This window comes from Serratia sp. HRI, assembly GCF_010119335.3.
GTDB lineage: Bacteria > Pseudomonadota > Gammaproteobacteria > Enterobacterales > Enterobacteriaceae > Serratia > Serratia nevei.
On record NZ_CP083690.1, the window covers coordinates 2,416,800 to 2,433,482 of the forward strand.

The 16,683-nt window shown below is 60.3% G+C and carries 16 protein-coding genes; 3 read left to right on the forward strand and 13 right to left on the reverse strand.

All coding sequences use genetic code 11. The features are described from left to right. Positions 1-5: 5 nt before the first annotated feature. From GF111_RS11660 to GF111_RS11670, 3 genes are all read right to left on the reverse strand, one after another. Positions 6-620 (reverse strand): IMPACT family protein, encoded by a 615-nt coding sequence (locus GF111_RS11660; protein ID WP_047729358.1) that lies wholly within the window; start codon positions 618-620, stop codon positions 6-8. Beyond that, positions 620-1,951 (reverse strand): Xaa-Pro dipeptidase, encoded by a 1,332-nt coding sequence (gene pepQ / locus GF111_RS11665; protein ID WP_047729359.1) that lies wholly within the window; start codon positions 1,949-1,951, stop codon positions 620-622. Before pepQ ends, GF111_RS11660 begins: the two co-directional genes overlap by 1 nt. A 112-nt stretch (positions 1,952-2,063) precedes the next feature. Then, a complete protein-coding gene (locus tag GF111_RS11670) occupies positions 2,064-3,266 on the reverse strand; it encodes an MFS transporter (protein WP_186766917.1) in 1,203 nt (400 codons plus the stop codon). A gap of 233 nt (positions 3,267-3,499) precedes the next feature. Here GF111_RS11670 and fadB point away from each other — a divergent pair, with 233 nt between their 5' ends. After that, positions 3,500-5,689: a fatty acid oxidation complex subunit alpha FadB gene (fadB, locus tag GF111_RS11675; RefSeq protein WP_038874192.1), complete on the forward strand. Its 2,190-nt coding sequence runs from the start codon at positions 3,500-3,502 to the stop codon at positions 5,687-5,689. A gap of 10 nt (positions 5,690-5,699) precedes the next feature. Further along, the gene (gene fadA / locus GF111_RS11680) at positions 5,700-6,863 is read left to right on the forward strand and encodes an acetyl-CoA C-acyltransferase FadA (protein WP_025304928.1); all 1,164 of its coding nucleotides are present in this window, start codon (positions 5,700-5,702) and stop codon (positions 6,861-6,863) included. A gap of 172 nt (positions 6,864-7,035) precedes the next feature. Here the strand turns inward: fadA and fre are convergent, their stop codons facing one another. The 3 genes from fre to pepE form a co-directional block, all read right to left on the reverse strand. Next, entirely contained in the window at positions 7,036-7,737 is a 702-nt protein-coding gene (gene fre / locus GF111_RS11685) for an NAD(P)H-flavin reductase (RefSeq protein WP_004934474.1), read from the reverse strand. Positions 7,738-7,787: 50 nt separating this feature from the next. After that, complete coding sequence (gene ubiD, locus GF111_RS11690; protein WP_048232423.1) at positions 7,788-9,284, reverse strand: 4-hydroxy-3-polyprenylbenzoate decarboxylase; 1,497 nt, start codon at positions 9,282-9,284, stop codon at positions 7,788-7,790. An 86-nt stretch (positions 9,285-9,370) separates the two neighbouring features. Next, entirely contained in the window at positions 9,371-10,096 is a 726-nt protein-coding gene (gene pepE, locus GF111_RS11695) for a dipeptidase PepE (RefSeq protein ID WP_147191149.1), read from the reverse strand. 246 nt (positions 10,097-10,342) lie between these two features. Between pepE and rfaH the strand changes: the two genes are divergently transcribed. Further along, entirely contained in the window at positions 10,343-10,831 is a 489-nt protein-coding gene (gene rfaH / locus GF111_RS11700) for a transcription/translation regulatory transformer protein RfaH (protein WP_004934466.1), read from the forward strand. 45 nt (positions 10,832-10,876) lie between these two features. On the opposite strand, the gene hemB is transcribed toward rfaH, so the two are convergent. From hemB to GF111_RS11735, 7 genes are all read right to left on the reverse strand, one after another. Next, a complete protein-coding gene (gene hemB, locus GF111_RS11705) occupies positions 10,877-11,899 on the reverse strand; it encodes a porphobilinogen synthase (RefSeq protein ID WP_033636707.1) in 1,023 nt (340 codons plus the stop codon). A gap of 14 nt (positions 11,900-11,913) precedes the next feature. Further along, on the reverse strand, positions 11,914-12,696 hold the full coding sequence (tatD, locus tag GF111_RS11710) for a 3'-5' ssDNA/RNA exonuclease TatD (protein ID WP_038874208.1): 783 nt from the start codon (positions 12,694-12,696) through the stop codon (positions 11,914-11,916). 53 nt (positions 12,697-12,749) lie between these two features. Beyond that, positions 12,750-13,520 carry a Sec-independent protein translocase subunit TatC gene (gene tatC, locus GF111_RS11715; protein WP_047729370.1) on the reverse strand — a complete coding sequence of 257 codons (771 nt, stop codon included), beginning with the start codon at positions 13,518-13,520 and terminating at the stop codon, positions 12,750-12,752. Positions 13,521-13,523: 3 nt separating this feature from the next. Then, positions 13,524-14,093 (reverse strand): Sec-independent protein translocase protein TatB, encoded by a 570-nt coding sequence (gene tatB, locus GF111_RS11720; RefSeq protein ID WP_038874181.1) that lies wholly within the window; start codon positions 14,091-14,093, stop codon positions 13,524-13,526. Between the two features lie 3 nt (positions 14,094-14,096). Beyond that, positions 14,097-14,360 (reverse strand): Sec-independent protein translocase subunit TatA, encoded by a 264-nt coding sequence (gene tatA, locus GF111_RS11725; RefSeq protein ID WP_004934452.1) that lies wholly within the window; start codon positions 14,358-14,360, stop codon positions 14,097-14,099. A gap of 80 nt (positions 14,361-14,440) precedes the next feature. Continuing rightward, a complete protein-coding gene (gene ubiB, locus GF111_RS11730; RefSeq protein ID WP_038874180.1) occupies positions 14,441-16,072 on the reverse strand; it encodes a ubiquinone biosynthesis regulatory protein kinase UbiB in 1,632 nt (543 codons plus the stop codon). After that, positions 16,069-16,677 (reverse strand): SCP2 domain-containing protein, encoded by a 609-nt coding sequence (locus tag GF111_RS11735; protein WP_038874179.1) that lies wholly within the window; start codon positions 16,675-16,677, stop codon positions 16,069-16,071. Before GF111_RS11735 ends, ubiB begins: the two co-directional genes overlap by 4 nt. Between the last annotated feature and the right edge of the window lie 6 nt (positions 16,678-16,683).

A 16,683-nucleotide genomic window follows, 5' to 3' on the forward strand; every position in this document is an offset into this window, starting at 1 on the left:
AGGAATTATTGCGAAATGGGGGTTAATTGCAAATTACCGCGACTGAGATCACGCAATTTATTTCCAAACAGCTCAACCTCGGTGGTCGGCAAGGCCAGATGCAGCACAACGGCGGCGCCGTATTCGCCCTGCAGGATCCGACCTGCGGTTTGCTGCAGCAAGTTCTCCACCAGCGCCAACTGCGCATAGTCGCACTGCAAGATATATTCGGCTTCCGGCACCTTTTGTGCCAACGCCAACTGCTTCAACGCCTGTTGAACACCGTTGCCATAGGCTTTCACCAGCCCGCCGGTGCCCAGCTTGACGCCGCCATAGTAACGAACGACCACGGCGGTCACTTCGCCAATACCGCTGCCCATCAACTGCGCGAGGATCGGTTTGCCGGCGGTGCCCGACGGTTCTCCGTCGTCGGAAAACCCCAGCTGCTGCGAGTCATCGGGGCTGCCGGCGACGAAAGCCCAACAATGGTGCCGCGCCGCCGGGTGCTCATCCCGCACCTGCTGAATAAACGCCTTTGCCGCTTCTACCCCGCTGGTCGGCGCCAGCAGGGTGATAAAACGGCTCTTCTTTATTTCTTCGGTAAAGCAGGTTGCTTCCGCCGGTATCGGGTACGGCCGCATCAGGCCAGGTTCAGATCGCGCGTCATGTTCTCGATGCGCTTTTCGTGGATCACGATGTTGTCTTCGATGCGGATGCCGCCGTACGGCTTCAGCGCATCGATGCGATCCCAGGCGAAGTGCTGCTTGAACTCACCGCTGCGCCACGGCGCCAACAGAGAGTCGATGAAGTACAGACCCGGCTCGATGGTCAACACCATGCCCGGCTGCAACACGCGGGTGCAGCGCAGGAACGGATACTTGGACGGCGCCGCCAGATGGGTGCCTTGCTCGTCCTGCATAAAGCCGGCGGCGTCGTGCACCTGCAGGCCCAGCGGGTGGCCCAGCCCGTGCGGCAGGAACGGCGTGGTGATACCCGTTTCAACCATCGCCTCTTCGCTGAGGCCGTTCACCAACTTGTGATTCTTGAGCAGCTTGGCGATACGCTGGTGCATCTGCACATGGTAGTCGGTATAACGCACGCCGGTTTTGATGGTATCGATCAACGCCAGCTGCTCACCGTTGAGATCTTTCACCAGATGGGCAAACTCGCTGCCGCTTTGCGCCGCGTAGGTGCGGGTTAGATCGGCGGCGTAGCCGTTATATTCCGCGCCGGCGTCGATCAGGAAACTCAGGGATTCGGCCGGCGGCTGATGATCCAGCTTGGTGTAGTGCAGCACCGAAGCGTGTTCGTTCAGCGCCACGATGTTGTCGTAAGGCACGTCGGTATCGCGGTGGCCGGTCGCCGTCAGGTAGGCCAGGTTGATGTCGAACTCGCTCATGCCGGAGAGGAAGGCCTCATGCGCCGCACGATGGCCGGTTACCGCCGTCTTCTGCGCTTCCCGCATGCAGGCCAGCTCATAGCCGGTTTTGATCGAACGGTGGAAATCCAGGTAGTTCAACACCGCTTTCGGGTTGATGTTCTCAGAAGGGATGCCGAGATCGCGGGCGCGCTGTTGCGCATAACCGATATAGCCCACGCGCTCGCGCTGCGGCGGAAGCTGCTGGGCGATGGCGTCGGCGTTGGCCAGCGGCATCAATTCGAGGGACTTGGTCCAGAAACTGTTCGGCAGCGGCTCTACGCTGTGCCAGTAGTCAACCGGGGAGTAGAACCACAGCTTCGGCTTGTTGACACCGTCGATCCACAACCAGCAGTTCGGCACCGACGTCACCGGCACCCAGGCTTTGAAATGCGCGTTCACTTTGAACGGATAGCTATGATCGTCCAAAAATACCTTTTGCAGTTCCCCGGAGTGAATCAGCAGCGCATCCAACTTGTTGCGCTCCAGCACTTCGCGCGCGCGTTTTTGCAGCTCTGCCAGGTGGTCGTTATACAAAGAAGCCAGCGTTTCCATCACAGTACCCTTATGCCTTAGCACGAAAGAAGTCATCTTAACACAGCGCTCCGACGCACCAACCTCATCGCGTTGGGCATGCGGAGCAGCTCGCAATTCCCTGCAAATGCCGTTACATCCGCAGTTTAACCATTAACCAGCCGGCCAGGCCGAGCAACGCTATCGCCAGCGCCAGCGCCCACAGGCCATGGTGCTCCAACAACACCGCGCCGGCCGCGGCGACGCCCGCCAGACACTGCTGCAGAAAGCCGCACAGCGCCATCGCATAGGCACCGTACTCTTTGGCGTCGCTGACCGCCATCGCCATGCTGTTGGGAAACAACACCGCCTGGCCAAAAATGGTCAGGCAATACAGCGCGATGAACAGCGCCATACCGGAAAGGCCGGCCAGAATGCCGCTCCACCACAATATCAGGATCGCCACCGTCGCCAGAGCCACGATGCCGCTGCCGGTTTGCATCAGTTTTTTCCCGCCGACGCGCGCCACCCTACGGTTCACCGTCAACGCGCCGCTAAAGTAGGCGATGCCGATCACCAAGCCCAGCGCGCCGAACGCCGTGACGTTGAGACCAAAACCCTGTTGCATGACGAACGGGCTCACCTCCTGCAGCGTCACCGTGGTAGCGAAACCCAGCCCGCCGACGCAGGCCGGCCAAAAAAATCCCGGCCGCCGCAGGATGGCGAAGTAGGTAGCCGTCATCGCCGGGCGAGGCCCGCGATCGCGCCCCGCCTCCAGCGGCAGCGTCGCCATCAGCGCCAGAATGGCCAAACCGGTGGCGCCCATCAAGACGAAGCCCATCTGCCAGTGCGAATATTGGCTGAGCAGGCCGCCGACAAACTGACCGCCGCCCAGCGCGGTGATAAAAGCGATGGAGAGCACCGACAAACGCCGCGCCAGTTCGTCGCCGCTCCAGTTATCCCGCACGATGATACGCGCAATGATCGCCGCGCCACCGGCACCTACACCCTGCAGCGCGCGCAGCGCCAGCAGCTGGGTGCCGTTGCTGCACAGCGCCAACAGCCCGCTGCAGCCAATGAAAAGCAGCAGGGAAAGCGTCAGCGGCGCTCGGCGGCCAAAGCGATCGGCAGCCGCCCCCCAGAACAGCACCGGCAAGGCAGCGCCGATGACGAAGATCGAAATGGACAGCTCGGTGGCGCGCCGGCTCATTGCCAACTCGCGCATCACCGTCGGCAGCGAAGGCAGGTACACGGTCGTCGCCATCTGCGCCATAAACACCAACAGACACGCCAGCGTCATGGTTCTGGCGGGAATGCTCCATAAGCCGCTGCGTTTAACACAAGCCGCCTTATTCATGCTTAACCTCGTCTGAATGATAAATCGCTGCAGGCAAGTGTATGAGGGCCGACAAACTCCAGCAAATGCCGATAGCACATAAAATATAACTTCGTTTTAAATCAAAAAACTAACTTGGCGAGATGTGATCAGACCAGCAAATATGCAATCTCTCATTTGCATATTTTTAACATAAAAACCACACTCCTCAACATCTGGTCATACCAGATCATACGCTGATTCAGGAGATAGACATGCTCTACCAAGGCGAAACATTACAACTGCACTGGCTCGATAACGGCATCGCCGAGCTGGTGTTCAACGCATCGGGCTCGGTCAACAAGCTGGACACCCGCACCGTCGCCAGCCTAGGCGAAGCGCTCACCGTGCTGGAAAACCAACCTGAGCTGAAGGGGCTGCTGCTGCGCTCCTCCAAAGCCGCGTTTATCGTCGGCGCCGATATCACCGAATTCCTTTCTCTGTTCGCCGCACCGGCTGAAAAGCTGCAAGAGTGGCTGGTGTTCGCCAACAACGTCTTTAACCGGCTGGAAGATTTGCCTGTGCCGACCATTTCGGCCATTAACGGCTATGCGCTCGGCGGCGGTTGCGAATGCATTCTGGCGACCGATTTCCGCGTCGCCTCACCGGACGCGCGCATCGGCCTGCCGGAAACCAAATTGGGCATCATGCCGGGCTTCGGCGGTTCCGTCCGCCTGCCGCGCCTGCTGGGTAACGACAGCGCGCTGGAAATCATCGCCGCCGGCAAAGACGTCAGCGCCAAAGACGCGTTGAAAGTCGGCCTGGTGGATGCGGTGGTGGCACCGGAAAAACTGGCCGAAGCGGCGCTGAAAATGCTGCAACAGGCGATCGACGGCAAGCTGGACTGGCGCGCCGTGCGTCAACCTAAGCTGGAGCCGCTGAAGCTCAGCCCGATTGAAGCCGCGATGAGCTTCACCACCGCCAAAGGCATGGTGCTGCAGACCGCCGGAAAACATTACCCGGCGCCGATGACCGCGGTGAAAACCATTGAAGCCGCCGCCAAGCTGGGCCGCGATGAAGCGCTGAAACTGGAAACCGCCAGCTTCGTGCCGTTGGCGCGCTCCAACGAAGCGCGCGCGCTGGTCGGCATCTTCCTTAACGACCAGTTCGTGAAGGGCCAGGCGAAAAAGCTGGCCAAGAATGTGGATGCGCCGAAACAGGCGGCGGTGCTGGGCGCTGGCATTATGGGCGGCGGCATCGCCTACCAATCGGCGCTGAAAGGCGTGCCGGTGATCATGAAAGACATCAGCGACAAGTCGCTGACGCTGGGCATGAGCGAAGCGGCCAAGCTGCTCAATAAGCAGCTGGAGCGCGGCAAGCTGGATGGCCTGAAAATGGCGCAGGTGCTGTCGACCATTCAGCCGACGCTGGACTACGCCGGCATCGAGCGCGCACAGGTGATCGTTGAAGCGGTCGTCGAGAATCCGAAGGTCAAAGCCGCCGTGCTGTCGGAAGTGGAAAACCTGATCGGTGAGGACACCGTTCTGGCGTCGAACACCTCGACCATTCCGATTAATCACCTGGCAAAATCGCTGAAGCGCCCGCAAAACTTCTGCGGCATGCACTTCTTTAACCCGGTACACCGCATGCCGCTGGTTGAAATCATCCGCGGCGAACAGACCAGCGATGACACCATCGCCAAAGTGGTGGCCTACGCCAGCCGCATGGGCAAAACGCCGATCGTGGTGAACGACTGCCCGGGCTTCTTCGTCAACCGCGTGCTGTTCCCGTATTTCGCCGGCTTCAGCCTGCTGCTGCGCGACGGCGCCGACTTCCGTCAGATCGATAAAGTGATGGAAAAACAGTTCGGCTGGCCGATGGGCCCGGCCTACCTGCTCGACGTCGTGGGCATCGACACCGCGCACCACGCGCAGGCGGTAATGGCCGCCGGCTTCCCGGATCGCATGAGCAAAGACTATCGCGACGCCATTGACGTGATGTTCGACAACCAGCGCTTCGGTCAGAAAAATCAGCTGGGCTTCTACCGCTACAGCCAGGACAGCAAAGGCAAACCGCGCAAGGACCACGACGAGCAGACCGATGTGCTGCTGGCCGAAGTGAGCCAACCGCGCCAGACCATCAGCGACGAAGAAATCATCGCGCGCATGATGATCCCGATGATCAACGAAGTGGTTCGCTGCCTGGAAGAGAAGATCGTCGCCAGCCCGGCGGAAGCCGATATGGCGTTGGTCTACGGCATCGGCTTCCCTCCGTTCCACGGCGGCGCGTTCCGCTACCTGGATACGCTCGGCACCGCCAACTACGTTGAGCTGGCCCAGCGTTACGCACACCTCGGCGCCCTGTATCAGGTGCCGGCCGGTCTGCGCGCCAAGGCCGAACGCAATGAAAGCTACTACCCGGTGGCGACACCGCTGTCCGACGTCGCTACCCGCCAACCGGCATGAGGTCATAAAGATGGAAAACGTAGTTATTGTTGATGCCGTACGCACGCCGATGGGCCGCTCCAAGGGCGGCGCCTTCCGCCAGGTGCGCGCCGAAGATCTCTCCGCTCACCTGATGCGTGAAGTGCTGAGCCGCAACCCGGCGCTAGACGCCGCCGAGATCGATGACATTTACTGGGGCTGCGTGCAGCAGACGCTGGAACAAGGCTTCAACATCGCCCGCAACGCCGCGCTGCTGGCCGAGATCCCGCACCGCGTACCGGCGGTGACCGTCAACCGCCTGTGCGGCTCTTCGATGCAGGCGCTGCACGACGCGGCGCGCGCCATCATGGTCGGCGACGCGCACGTCAGCCTGATCGGCGGCGTGGAACACATGGGCCATGTGCCGATGAACCACGGCGTGGATTTCCATCCGGGGCTGAGCCGCAGCGTGGCCAAAGCCGCCGGGATGATGGGGCTGACCGCCGAAATGCTGGCCAAGATGCACAACATCAGCCGCCAGATGCAGGATGAGTTCGCCGCCCGCTCCCACCAGCGCGCGCATGCGGCGACGCTGGCCGGCTACTTTAAAAACGAGATCATACCGACCAACGGCCACGACGCCGATGGCGTGCTGACCCGTTACGATTTCGATGAAGTCATTCGCCCGGAAACCACCGTCGAAAGCCTGTCGGCCCTGCGTCCGGCGTTCGATCCGGTCAACGGCACCGTCACCGCCGGCAGTTCTTCCGCCCTGTCGGACGGCGCTTCCGCCATGCTGCTGATGAGCGAATCGCGCGCCAAAGCGCTCGGTTTGAAGGCCCGCGCCCGCATCCGCTCGATGGCGGTCGTCGGCTGCGATCCTTCCATCATGGGTTACGGCCCGGTGCCGGCCAGCAAGCTGGCGCTGAAACGCGCCGGTCTGAGCGTGCAGGACATCGATCTGTTCGAGCTGAACGAGGCGTTCGCCGCCCAGTCGCTGCCGTGCATCAAGGATCTGGGGCTGATGGATAGCATCGACGACAAGATCAACCTGAACGGCGGCGCCATCGCGCTCGGCCACCCGCTGGGTTGTTCAGGCTCCCGCATCTCGACCACCCTGTTGAACAACATGGAACGTCGCGACGCGCAGTTCGGCCTGGCGACCATGTGCATCGGCCTGGGCCAGGGTATCGCCACCGTGTTTGAACGCGTTTAGCTGTGTCTATCTTGGGATGACCGCGTCACCACTTCAAATCGCGGCATCCCGCCAAGTTTAGTTGCCGTTCTTCCCGCCTGTCAGGGGCGGGTTTTTTATGCCTGAAGTTTGCCGGCGCCCAAATAAAAACGGGGCGACCCTCGGCCACCCCGTTCACTGCGCACCGCATCGGTCAGATAAACGAAAACGCGTCGCCGAACATATGCGCTTCCAGCGCGCCGCGCTCGGCGCAGAAACGCTCACGGGCGATTTTCGCCATCTCGAAACGCCCGGCGATGTAGATGTCATGCTCCGCCAGCGTGCCGAAATCCTGCAGCACCGCGCTGAGCACGGTGCCGCTGCGGCCGCGCCATTCGGCTTCCGGCTGCTCGACCACCGGGATCACCTTCAGATTCGGATGCTGCAACGACAGCGCTTCCAGCTCGCTCAAATCGTACAGGTGCTTCAGCTCACGCCCGCCCCAGTAGATCGAAATGTCGCGATCGGGCTGCTGCTCCAACGCGGTCAACAAGATTGAGCGCGCGTAAGAGAAGCCGGTGCCGCCGGCGATCAGCACCAGCGGACGGCTGCCCTCTTCCCGCAGCCAGGCGTCGCCGTGCGGCACGTCGACGGTGATCGCCTGCTCTTTCAGGATGCGATCCATCACCGCCATGGCGTACAGATTCAGCTCCGAAGCGCCGATGTGCAGCTCGATGTAATCTTGCTGCGTCGGGGTTGATGCCAGCGAGAACGGGCGCTTGTCGCGCTCGTCCATCACCACCATCAGATATTGCCCTGCCTTGAAAGAAAACGGCTGCTCGGGCACCAGACGTACCCGATAAACCGTATCGGTAATGGCCTCTACCGAGGTCACTTTACAGCTCAATATTGTCATGCGTTCCCTCTGTCGGGTCATCAATGCAAAGCTGAGAACAGGGCCTGACGCTACAGCGTCGGTTCCCTGCCACTGAAGATTGCGAGCTCATCCCAGATTTCGTCGACGCGCGCACGTACCTTTTCATCCATCTGAATCGGACGGCCCCATTCGCGATCGGTTTCACCCGGCCATTTATTGGTGGCGTCCAGCCCCATCTTCGAACCCAGACCGGAAACCGGCGAGGCGAAGTCCAGATAGTCGATCGGCGTATTCTCCACCAGAACGGTATCCCTTGCCGGATCCATTCGTGTGGTGATCGCCCAAATCACGTCGTTCCAGTCGCGCGCATTGACGTCGTCATCGCAGACGATAACAAATTTGGTGTACATAAACTGCCGCAGAAACGACCAGACGCCCATCATCACGCGTTTAGCGTGGCCGGCGTACTGTTTTTTCATGGTCACTACCGCCAGGCGGTACGAGCACCCTTCCGGCGGCAGATAGAAATCGACGATTTCCGGGAACTGTTTTTGCAGGATCGGCACGAACACTTCGTTCAGCGCCACGCCCAGGATCGCCGGCTCATCCGGCGGGCGGCCGGTGTAGGTCGAGTGGTAGATCGCGTTGCGGCGCTGGGTGATGTGGGTGACGGTGAACACCGGGAATTGGTCGATTTCATTGTAGTAACCGGTGTGGTCGCCGTAGGGGCCTTCCGGCGCCATTTCACCCGGCTCGATATAGCCTTCCAGCACGATTTCGGCGCTGGCGGGCACTTCCAGATCGTTGGAAAGGCACTTGACCACTTCGGTTTTATTGCCGCGCAGCAGCCCGGCAAAGGCATATTCAGACAGGGTATCCGGCACCGGCGTGACCGCACCGAGGATGGTGGCAGGATCGGCCCCCAGCGCTACCGCGACCGGGAAACGCTCGCCGGGGTGCGCCTGGCACCACTCCTGATAATCCAGCGCGCCGCCGCGATGCGACAGCCAGCGCATGATCACTTTGTTCTTGCCCAGCACCTGCTGGCGATAGATGCCGAGGTTTTGCCGTTCCTTATGCGGGCCGCGGGTCACCGTCAGCCCCCAGGTGATCAGCGGCGCGGCGTCTTCCGGCCAGCAGTGCATCACCGGAATACGGCCCAGATCAACATCCTCACCCTGCCATACCTGCTCCTGACAAGGCGCGGATCCCAGCACCTTGGTCGGCATGTTCAGCACCTGCTTGAACTTCGGCATTTTGTCGAACAGATCGCGGAAGCCTTTCGGCGGCTCCGGCTCTTTGAGGAACGCCAGCAGTTTGCCGACTTCGCGCAGCGCGCTGATGTCTTCCTGCCCCATGCCCATCGCCACGCGATTGGCGGTGCCGAACAGGTTGCACAGCACCGGCATGTCGTAGCCTTTCGGGTTTTCAAACAGCAATGCCGGGCCGCCCGCCCGCAGGGTGCGATCGGCAATCTCCGTCATTTCCAGGTAAGGATCGATCGGCTGGCTGATGCGTTTTAGTTCCCCTCTCTTCTCCAGCAACGAGAGGAAATCGCGTAAGTCACGGTATTTCATGCTGATCATTATAACGGCCAGTGGGGAGGGCATTATAAGCCCTCTTCACGGTTGTTGCTGCAATTTTGTTAATGCCGCCCGCTGCGGGGTGGCTCTCAGCCGCAGTTGAACGGCACCAGCGTGGCCAACGCACGCGTATCCTGATATTCGCGCGTCTCCTCGCCGTGGCGGAACACCTTGAAGCCCTGCCCGTTAGCGCTGAAGTAACGCAGCGCATTGCCTTCAACGTGCAGCAGGCTGCCTTCACGCAGCGCCACCACCGATTCACTCGGGTTGATCGCGCAGAACTCCGCCAGGCGCTCGTCACGGGTTTCGCCCATGTGGCCGCTGATAGGCGCGTCGATGTAATGCGGGTTGATCTGCACCGGGAATAGCCCCAGCGCCGGCAGCACCACGCTGCAGCGCACCGGCATATCATTGGTGGTGCGAATGCTCGGCGTGGCCACGTTGCAACCGGCGCTCCAGCCGACGTAAGGCACCTCACGCTCGCGCACTGCGCGCTGGATGGGCACGATCAGGCCTTGCTCGTGCAGCATTTGGTTCAGCAACCAGGTATTGCCGCCGCTGACCAAAATGCACTCCGCCTGCGCGATCGCCGCCGCCGGCGAAGCGGCGTGATGGATACTGGTGACTTCGATGCCCAGCGTTTGCGCCAGCTCCTGCGCACGCTGGTCGTAGTCATAACGGATCAGGGCGTAAGGGATAAAGACGGCGGATTTGATGCCGCGACGCGCAATCATCGCCAGCAGTTGGCTTTTGGCGTACCCCAGCAGCTCGGCTTCGCCAGACAGCTTGCCGTTGCTCAACAGAAACAGCTCCATTTCTTTCCCCCTCGGTCAAAAACGATGAATAGCGTCACAGCCGGTAGCGCAACGCCTTGCCATACTGTGACGGTAACAAATTTTCAGCCCTCTGTTATACCAGCGCCGTATCGATAAGTGTGTGACCCCTCGCTAATAGCCGCATATTCATAGAGATAGGTGATGTTACACGCTGAAACTTGCATCACTATGTATCCGGAATAGCTTTTGATATGCTTACCGGCTGGCAGAAAGGCATGTGAAATTATGGAATCCTGGTATCTACTTTATTGCAAACGCGGTCAGCTGTTGCGAGCGCAGGAACATCTGGAACGGCAGCAGGTAAACTGCCTCAGCCCGATCATCACGCTGGAAAAGATCGTGCGCGGCAAGCGCATCGCGGTCAGCGAACCCCTGTTTCCCAACTACCTGTTTGTGGAGTTCGACCCGGAGCGCATTCACACCACCACCATCAGCGCCACCCGCGGCGTCAGCCACTTCGTGCGTTTCGGCGCGTTGCCGAGCGTGATCCCGAGCAAGGTGATCGATGAGCTGCGCACGCACGCCAGCGAAACCTATGTCGATCCGGAAACCCCGCAGCCGGGGGACACCGTTCTGATCGTCGACGGCGTATTCGAAGGGCTGCAGGCGATCTACACCGAGCCGGACGGCGAGGCGCGTTCCATGTTGTTGCTGAACCTGATCAACAAACAGGTCAGTCAAAGCATCGACAACCGACAGTTCCAGAAGATGTAATGCAAAAGGCGCCCTCAGGCGCCTTTTTGTTGGCTCATTTGGCGCTTAACGACGCATCGCGTCGTCGTGCAGCCACTGGGCGACACGCTTGGCGAAGTAGGTCAACACACCGTCGGCGCCGGCGCGTTTGAAGCACATCAACGACTCCATCACCGCAGGTTGCTCTTGCAGCCAACCGTTCTGAATCGCCGCCATATGCATCGCGTACTCGCCGGACACCTGATAAGCGAAGGTTGGCACGCCGAAGGTATCCTTCACGCGGCGTACGACGTCGAGGTACGGCATGCCCGGTTTCACCATCACCATGTCCGCGCCTTCCTGCAGATCCTGTGCAATCTCCTGCAGCGCTTCGTCGCTGTTGGCCGGATCCATCTGATAGGTCTTCTTATTGCCGCCCTTCAGGTTGCCGCTGGAGCCCAGCGCATCGCGGAACGGGCCGTAGTAACAGGAAGCATACTTGGCGGAATAGGCCATAATCTGGGTATTCACCAGGCCCTGCAATTCCAGACGATCGCGGATCGCCCCGATGCGGCCGTCCATCATGTCACTCGGCGCCACGATTTCCGCACCCGCTTCGGCATGGGACAGCGCCTGACGCACCAGGATGTCTTTGGTCACGTCGTTAATCACATAGCCCTGCTCATCGATGACCCCGTCCTGCCCATGCGTGGTGTAGGGATCGAGCGCTACGTCGGTCAGAATGCCCAACTCAGGCACCGCGTCTTTCAGCGCGCGCACCGTGCGCTGCACCAACCCTTCCGGGTTATAGGCTTCTTCCGCATGCAGCGATTTCAGGCCCGGCTCGATCACCGGGAACAGGGAGATCACCGGCACGCCGAGTTTGGCGATGGTTTCCGCTTCCTTGACCAGCAGATCGATCGTCATGCGCGATACGCCCGGCATCGAGGCCACTTCTTCCTGACGGTTGCTGCCTTCCATGACAAACACCGGATAAATCAGGTCGTTGACCGTCAGTTGGTTCTCGGCGACCAGGCGGCGGCTGAAGTCATGACGGCGCACGCGGCGCATACGGCGACCAGGAAAGGTACCCGGAAATGCATAGCTCATAGTTTTCTCCTAGCTCAAACCAGCCGGAATAGCCGGCGGGCGTTCTCATCGGTTTTTTGCCCCAGCCATTGCGGCTCTTCCTGTCGCCAGACGGCGACCTGATGCACGATATGGGGCAGGAAACAGGGTTCGTTGCGGCGAGATGCGGGTTTAGGTTGTAAATCCCGGGGCAACAGATAAGGGGCGTCCGTTTCCAGCAACAGACGCTCGGCCGGGATCTGCGGCAACAGGGCGCGCAATTCCAGGCCGCGCCGCTCGTCGCAGACCCAACCGGTAATCCCGATCGACAGGCCCAGCGACAGGCAGCTTGTTAATTCTTCGGCGGTGCCGGTGAAGCAGTGCACCACGGCCGCGGGCAGTTTATCCAACCACGGCGTCAGTAGCTCGGCAAAACGTGCGTGTGCGTCGCGGCAGTGGAGAAACACCGGCAGCGCCAACTCCGCCGCCAGCGCCAGCTGCGCGGTGAACGCCGCTTCCTGCTGTGCGGGCGTCGAGAAGTTGCGATTGAAATCCAGGCCGCATTCGCCGATCGCCGCCACTTCAGGGCACGCGGCCAACGCATAAATCTGCTCGGCGGTGTGTTCATCCCAACCGCTGGCATAGTGCGGATGCACGCCGGCGGTAGACCAACCGTAGCCCGCATGTTGCTGCGCCAGTTCGGCGGCCTCGCGGCTCTCCGCCAGATCGGTGCCGGTAATCAACATCCCCGTCACGCCCGCAACGCGGGCGCGTTCCACCACCGCCTGGCGGTCTTTGGCGAATTGGCTGCTGGTAAGATTAACGCCGATATCAAACATGGTTTTTTCCAAAGCAAAAGCCGCCCGATGGGCGGCTTCGCAATCAATGTGGATCAGGGTGTTGGAGGTTCGTCACCCTCGTCTTCTTCTTCCGCCTGCGGGCGACGTTTACCGGTATAGAAGCGAGCGAAGAACACCCCCACTTCAAACAGCAGATACATCGGTATTGCCAACAGGGTTTGCGAGAACACGTCCGGCGGCGTCAACAGCATGCCGACCACAAACGCGCCGACCAACACATACGGCCGTTTCTTCTTCAGATCTTCCGGCGAGGTGACGCCGCTCCAGCACAGCAAAATGATGGCGACCGGCACTTCGAAGGCAACGCCAAACGCCATAAACAGCGCCATGACGAAATCGAGGTAGTTTTTAATGTCGGTCGCAATGGTCACCCCCATCGGCGCGGTCTTGGCAAAGAAGCCGAAGGCCAGCGGGAACACGATGAAGTAGGCGAAAGCCATGCCGAGGTAGAACAGCAGGCTGCTGGACACCAGCAGCGGCATCATCAGGCGGCGTTCATGCTTGTACAGCGCCGGTGCGATGAATGCCCACACCTGATACAGAATCATCGGCGCGGAGACGAACACCGAGACGATCATGGTCAGCTTGATCGGCGTAAAGAACGGTGACGCCACGTCGGTAGCGATCATGCTCGCTCCGGCCGGCAGCTGCTTGAGCAGCGGCGCAGAGACCAGCTGGTAGATGTCGTTGGCGAAAAACACCAGCACCACGAACACCGCCAGCACGCAAATAATCGAGTTCAACAGCCGCTTGCGCAGCTCTATCAGATGACTGATAAGGGGTTGGGTATCTTCAACAGCCATGTATTAACGATCGCCACTAGGTTGGTGAGACGCTGGGGTTTTATCCGCAACAGGTTCGACAGGTGCCGGCGCGGTTTCCACCGGTGCTTTAGCCGGTTGCACCGCCACAGGCGCAGCCGGGGAAGCAGCCGCGACGGCCTCAGGCTCCGCTGCCGGTTTTGGCACGGCGGCGGGCGCGCTGGCGCTGGTTGCCGCTTCCGCCGGCGTCACGCCGTCGTGCAAGGCTTCCGGATCGGTGACCTGCGGGTTATGAATGGTGTTCGCCAGCTCTTCTTTCTCGCCCCGGTAAGTGCGTTTCAATGATTCCGCCGCGTCTTTCAGCTCATCCATTGACGCCTTCAGCTCCGGCGTCAGGTTCTGCAAACCGGCCTGTTCGGCTTTTTTCAGGCTGTCCTGCAGCTCCTGCAGCTTCAGCTCCTGAGACAGTTCGTGCTGCACCGAGGCCGCCAGCGAGCGCAGCGCGCGGATCCAGCCCGACACCGTTCTGACCGCGACCGGCAACCGTTCCGGCCCCAGAACAACCAGGCCGATCACCAGCACCAGCAGCAGCTCACTAAACCCAATGTCAAACACGGTTTATACCTGCTCTTTGTTCTTCGACTCTTCCGGTTTCACTTCCGGCTGCTTATCGGTAATAGGCTTGGCCGAGAAGTCAGCGTCATCCAGGCTGCTTTTCTCAGCCGTGTTGGGGGTCGACGGCGTGTCGTCGCCGATCGCCTTCTTGAAGCCCTTGATCGAGGCGCCGAGATCGGAGCCCAGCGTGCGCAGTTTTTTGGTACCGAACAGCAGCACCACGATCACTGCGATGATCAACAATTGCGTAATACTAATACCGCCCATTTTAATTACCTCTAATTTTAAAGGGTCTTTCAAAGCCAGCCCGCATTATAGAGCCGACTTTACCAGAGTGACGAATTAAATCAGGTGGTTCGCTTCCAGCCAATCACCCAGCATACGATGCCGGCGGCCATCATCCAGGCGGGAAACACCTCGATTTGCCCCAGCAGCAACAGCGTGCCGCTTACCAAGAGTGTAGCGCCAACGCCGAACAAATAACGTGACTGCCCCTGACGAACCCGCTGAGCCTGCATTTGGTTAGTCAGCTTATCAACGCTTTGTTGCAACAGTTTATGCTGCTGCAGGCTGTCGTAAAACAGCTCGGGCAGTTCCGGCAGCTTCTCCGCCCAGAACGGCGCTTTTTCTTTGAGCGCGCGCACCACGGCAGGGATGCCGACCTGATCGCGCAGCCAGCTCTCGAGGAACGGCTTGGCCGTGGTCCACAGATCCAGCTGCGGGTAGAGCTGGCGCCCCAGTCCTTCAACATACAGCAAGGTCTTCTGCAATAACACCAGCTGCGGCTGCACTTCCATATTGAAGCGGCGTGCGGTGTTGAACAGGTTCAGCAGCACGTTACCGAAGGAAATCTCCGCCAGCGGTTTCTCGAAAATCGGCTCGCAAACGGTGCGGATGGCGAATTCAAAGTCTTCCACGTTGGTGTCGCGCGGCACCCAACCGGAGTCGACGTGCAGTTCCGCCACCTTGCGGTAATCACGGTTGAAGAAGGCGATGAAATTTTCCGCCAGGTAGCGTTTATCATCCTTGTTCAGCGAGCCGACGATGCCGCAGTCGATGCCGATATAGCAAGGATCTTCCGGATGTTCGTAGCTGACGAAAATATTACCGGGATGCATGTCCGCATGGAAGAAGCTGTCGCGGAATACCTGGGTAAAGAACACCTGAACGCCGCGTTCCGCCAACAGTTTCATGTTGGTGCCCTGCTGCTCCAGCGTGGCGATATCCGAGACCGGAATGCCGTAGATGCGCTCCATCACCAATACGCTTTCACGGCAGTAGTCGGAATAGACTTCCGGTACGTACAGCATCGGGCTGCCGTCGAAATTGCGGCGCAGCTGAATGGCGTTGGCCGCTTCGCGCAGCAGGTTCAATTCGTCCAGCAGGGTTTTCTCGTACTCACGCACCACTTCGCGCGGGCGCAGACGGCGGCCGTCCGGCAACAGCTTCGGCACCCAGCCGGCCAAACGGTACATCAAGCGCACGTCGGCCTTGATGATCGGCCCGATATCCGGCCGGATCACCTTCAGCACTACTTCCTGGCCGGTGGTTTTCAGCCGCGCGGTATGCACCTGCGCGATCGAAGCAGAGGCCAGCGGCTGCTGATCGAAATCGTCGAACCAGGTTTCCAGCGGGCCGCCCATCGCCAGTTCGATATGTTTACGCGCCAGCGCGCCGTCGAAAGGCGCGACCCGGTCCTGCAACAAAGTCAGCTGATCGGCAATCTGCGGCGGAAACAGATCGCGGCGGGTCGACATCATCTGGCCGAACTTGATCCAGACCGGCCCCAGTTCCTGCAGCGCCAGCCGCAGGCGTTCACCCAGCGGCTTGTCCTTGTGCCGATTCGGCATCCAGAACAGCAGCCGGCGGCCGAAGCGCAGCGGCAGCGTCAAACGCATTTTAGGGATCAGTTCGTCCAGCCCATAGCTGAGAAAAACGCGGACGATAAAATACAAACGGCGCAGTTCGCCTGGGGTCATCGCTTGCCCTCCAACTTGTCCATGCGGGCAGACAGCGCTTCCGCGCTGCGGGCGAGTGCATCAACTTCCTCGTTGAACCACACCACTTCCAGCGGCCCCGGCGCCAGACGCCACTCTTCCGTCAACGCCTCCGCCATGTCCTGCTGCCGGCGCATAAAGCCGGCTTTCAGCAGCGAGGCGCCTTTTCCCAGCGCCTGCGTAATGCCCTGGGCGGCGATATCGCCGATATAGGGCGCCAGCCACTCCGCCGGATCCCACTCCGCCAGATCGAGCAGCCCAACCAGCTGTTGTACCACCTGAATATCGCCTTCCACCGTCAATTCGCCGCTGCGCATCAGCACCGGCAACTGCTGGCGATCGCGCAGCTTCAGTAAGGCGGGAATGCGGCTGCGCACGGTGCAATCGGCGCTGTCCTCAGACTGCCCCAGCACGTCCACGCGCAGTTCGCTGAACACCAGTACCAGCGGTGAAGCCAGCTCTTCCAGTTCGATACGCAACACCTTGCCCGCCAGGCGTTGGCGAGCGGCTTTCATGCTGCGATCGCGAAACAGCAGATTATTCAGCGAGGTTTCCAGCGCACCGGTCAGCAGAGGGGTAAACAGCATCGGCAT

Excerpts from the sequence above, each read along its gene's own strand:
- GF111_RS11660 (WP_047729358.1), bottom strand. The coding sequence starts at position 620 with ATGCGGCCGTACCCGATACCGGCGGAAGCAACCTGCTTTACCGAAGAA.
- pepQ (WP_047729359.1), bottom strand. The coding sequence starts at position 1,951 with ATGGAAACGCTGGCTTCTTTGTATAACGACCACCTGGCAGAGCTGCAA.
- GF111_RS11670 (WP_186766917.1), bottom strand. The coding sequence starts at position 3,266 with ATGAATAAGGCGGCTTGTGTTAAACGCAGCGGCTTATGGAGCATTCCC.
- fadB (WP_038874192.1), top strand. The coding sequence starts at position 3,500 with ATGCTCTACCAAGGCGAAACATTACAACTGCACTGGCTCGATAACGGC.
- fadA (WP_025304928.1), top strand. The coding sequence starts at position 5,700 with ATGGAAAACGTAGTTATTGTTGATGCCGTACGCACGCCGATGGGCCGC.
- fre (WP_004934474.1), bottom strand. The coding sequence starts at position 7,737 with ATGACAATATTGAGCTGTAAAGTGACCTCGGTAGAGGCCATTACCGAT.
- ubiD (WP_048232423.1), bottom strand. The coding sequence starts at position 9,284 with ATGATCAGCATGAAATACCGTGACTTACGCGATTTCCTCTCGTTGCTG.
- pepE (WP_147191149.1), bottom strand. The coding sequence starts at position 10,096 with ATGGAGCTGTTTCTGTTGAGCAACGGCAAGCTGTCTGGCGAAGCCGAG.
- rfaH (WP_004934466.1), top strand. The coding sequence starts at position 10,343 with ATGGAATCCTGGTATCTACTTTATTGCAAACGCGGTCAGCTGTTGCGA.
- hemB (WP_033636707.1), bottom strand. The coding sequence starts at position 11,899 with ATGAGCTATGCATTTCCGGGTACCTTTCCTGGTCGCCGTATGCGCCGC.
- tatD (WP_038874208.1), bottom strand. The coding sequence starts at position 12,696 with ATGTTTGATATCGGCGTTAATCTTACCAGCAGCCAATTCGCCAAAGAC.
- tatC (WP_047729370.1), bottom strand. The coding sequence starts at position 13,520 with ATGGCTGTTGAAGATACCCAACCCCTTATCAGTCATCTGATAGAGCTG.
- tatA (WP_004934452.1), bottom strand. The coding sequence starts at position 14,360 with ATGGGCGGTATTAGTATTACGCAATTGTTGATCATCGCAGTGATCGTG.
- ubiB (WP_038874180.1), bottom strand. The coding sequence starts at position 16,072 with ATGACCCCAGGCGAACTGCGCCGTTTGTATTTTATCGTCCGCGTTTTT.
- GF111_RS11735 (WP_038874179.1), bottom strand. The coding sequence starts at position 16,677 with ATGCTGTTTACCCCTCTGCTGACCGGTGCGCTGGAAACCTCGCTGAAT.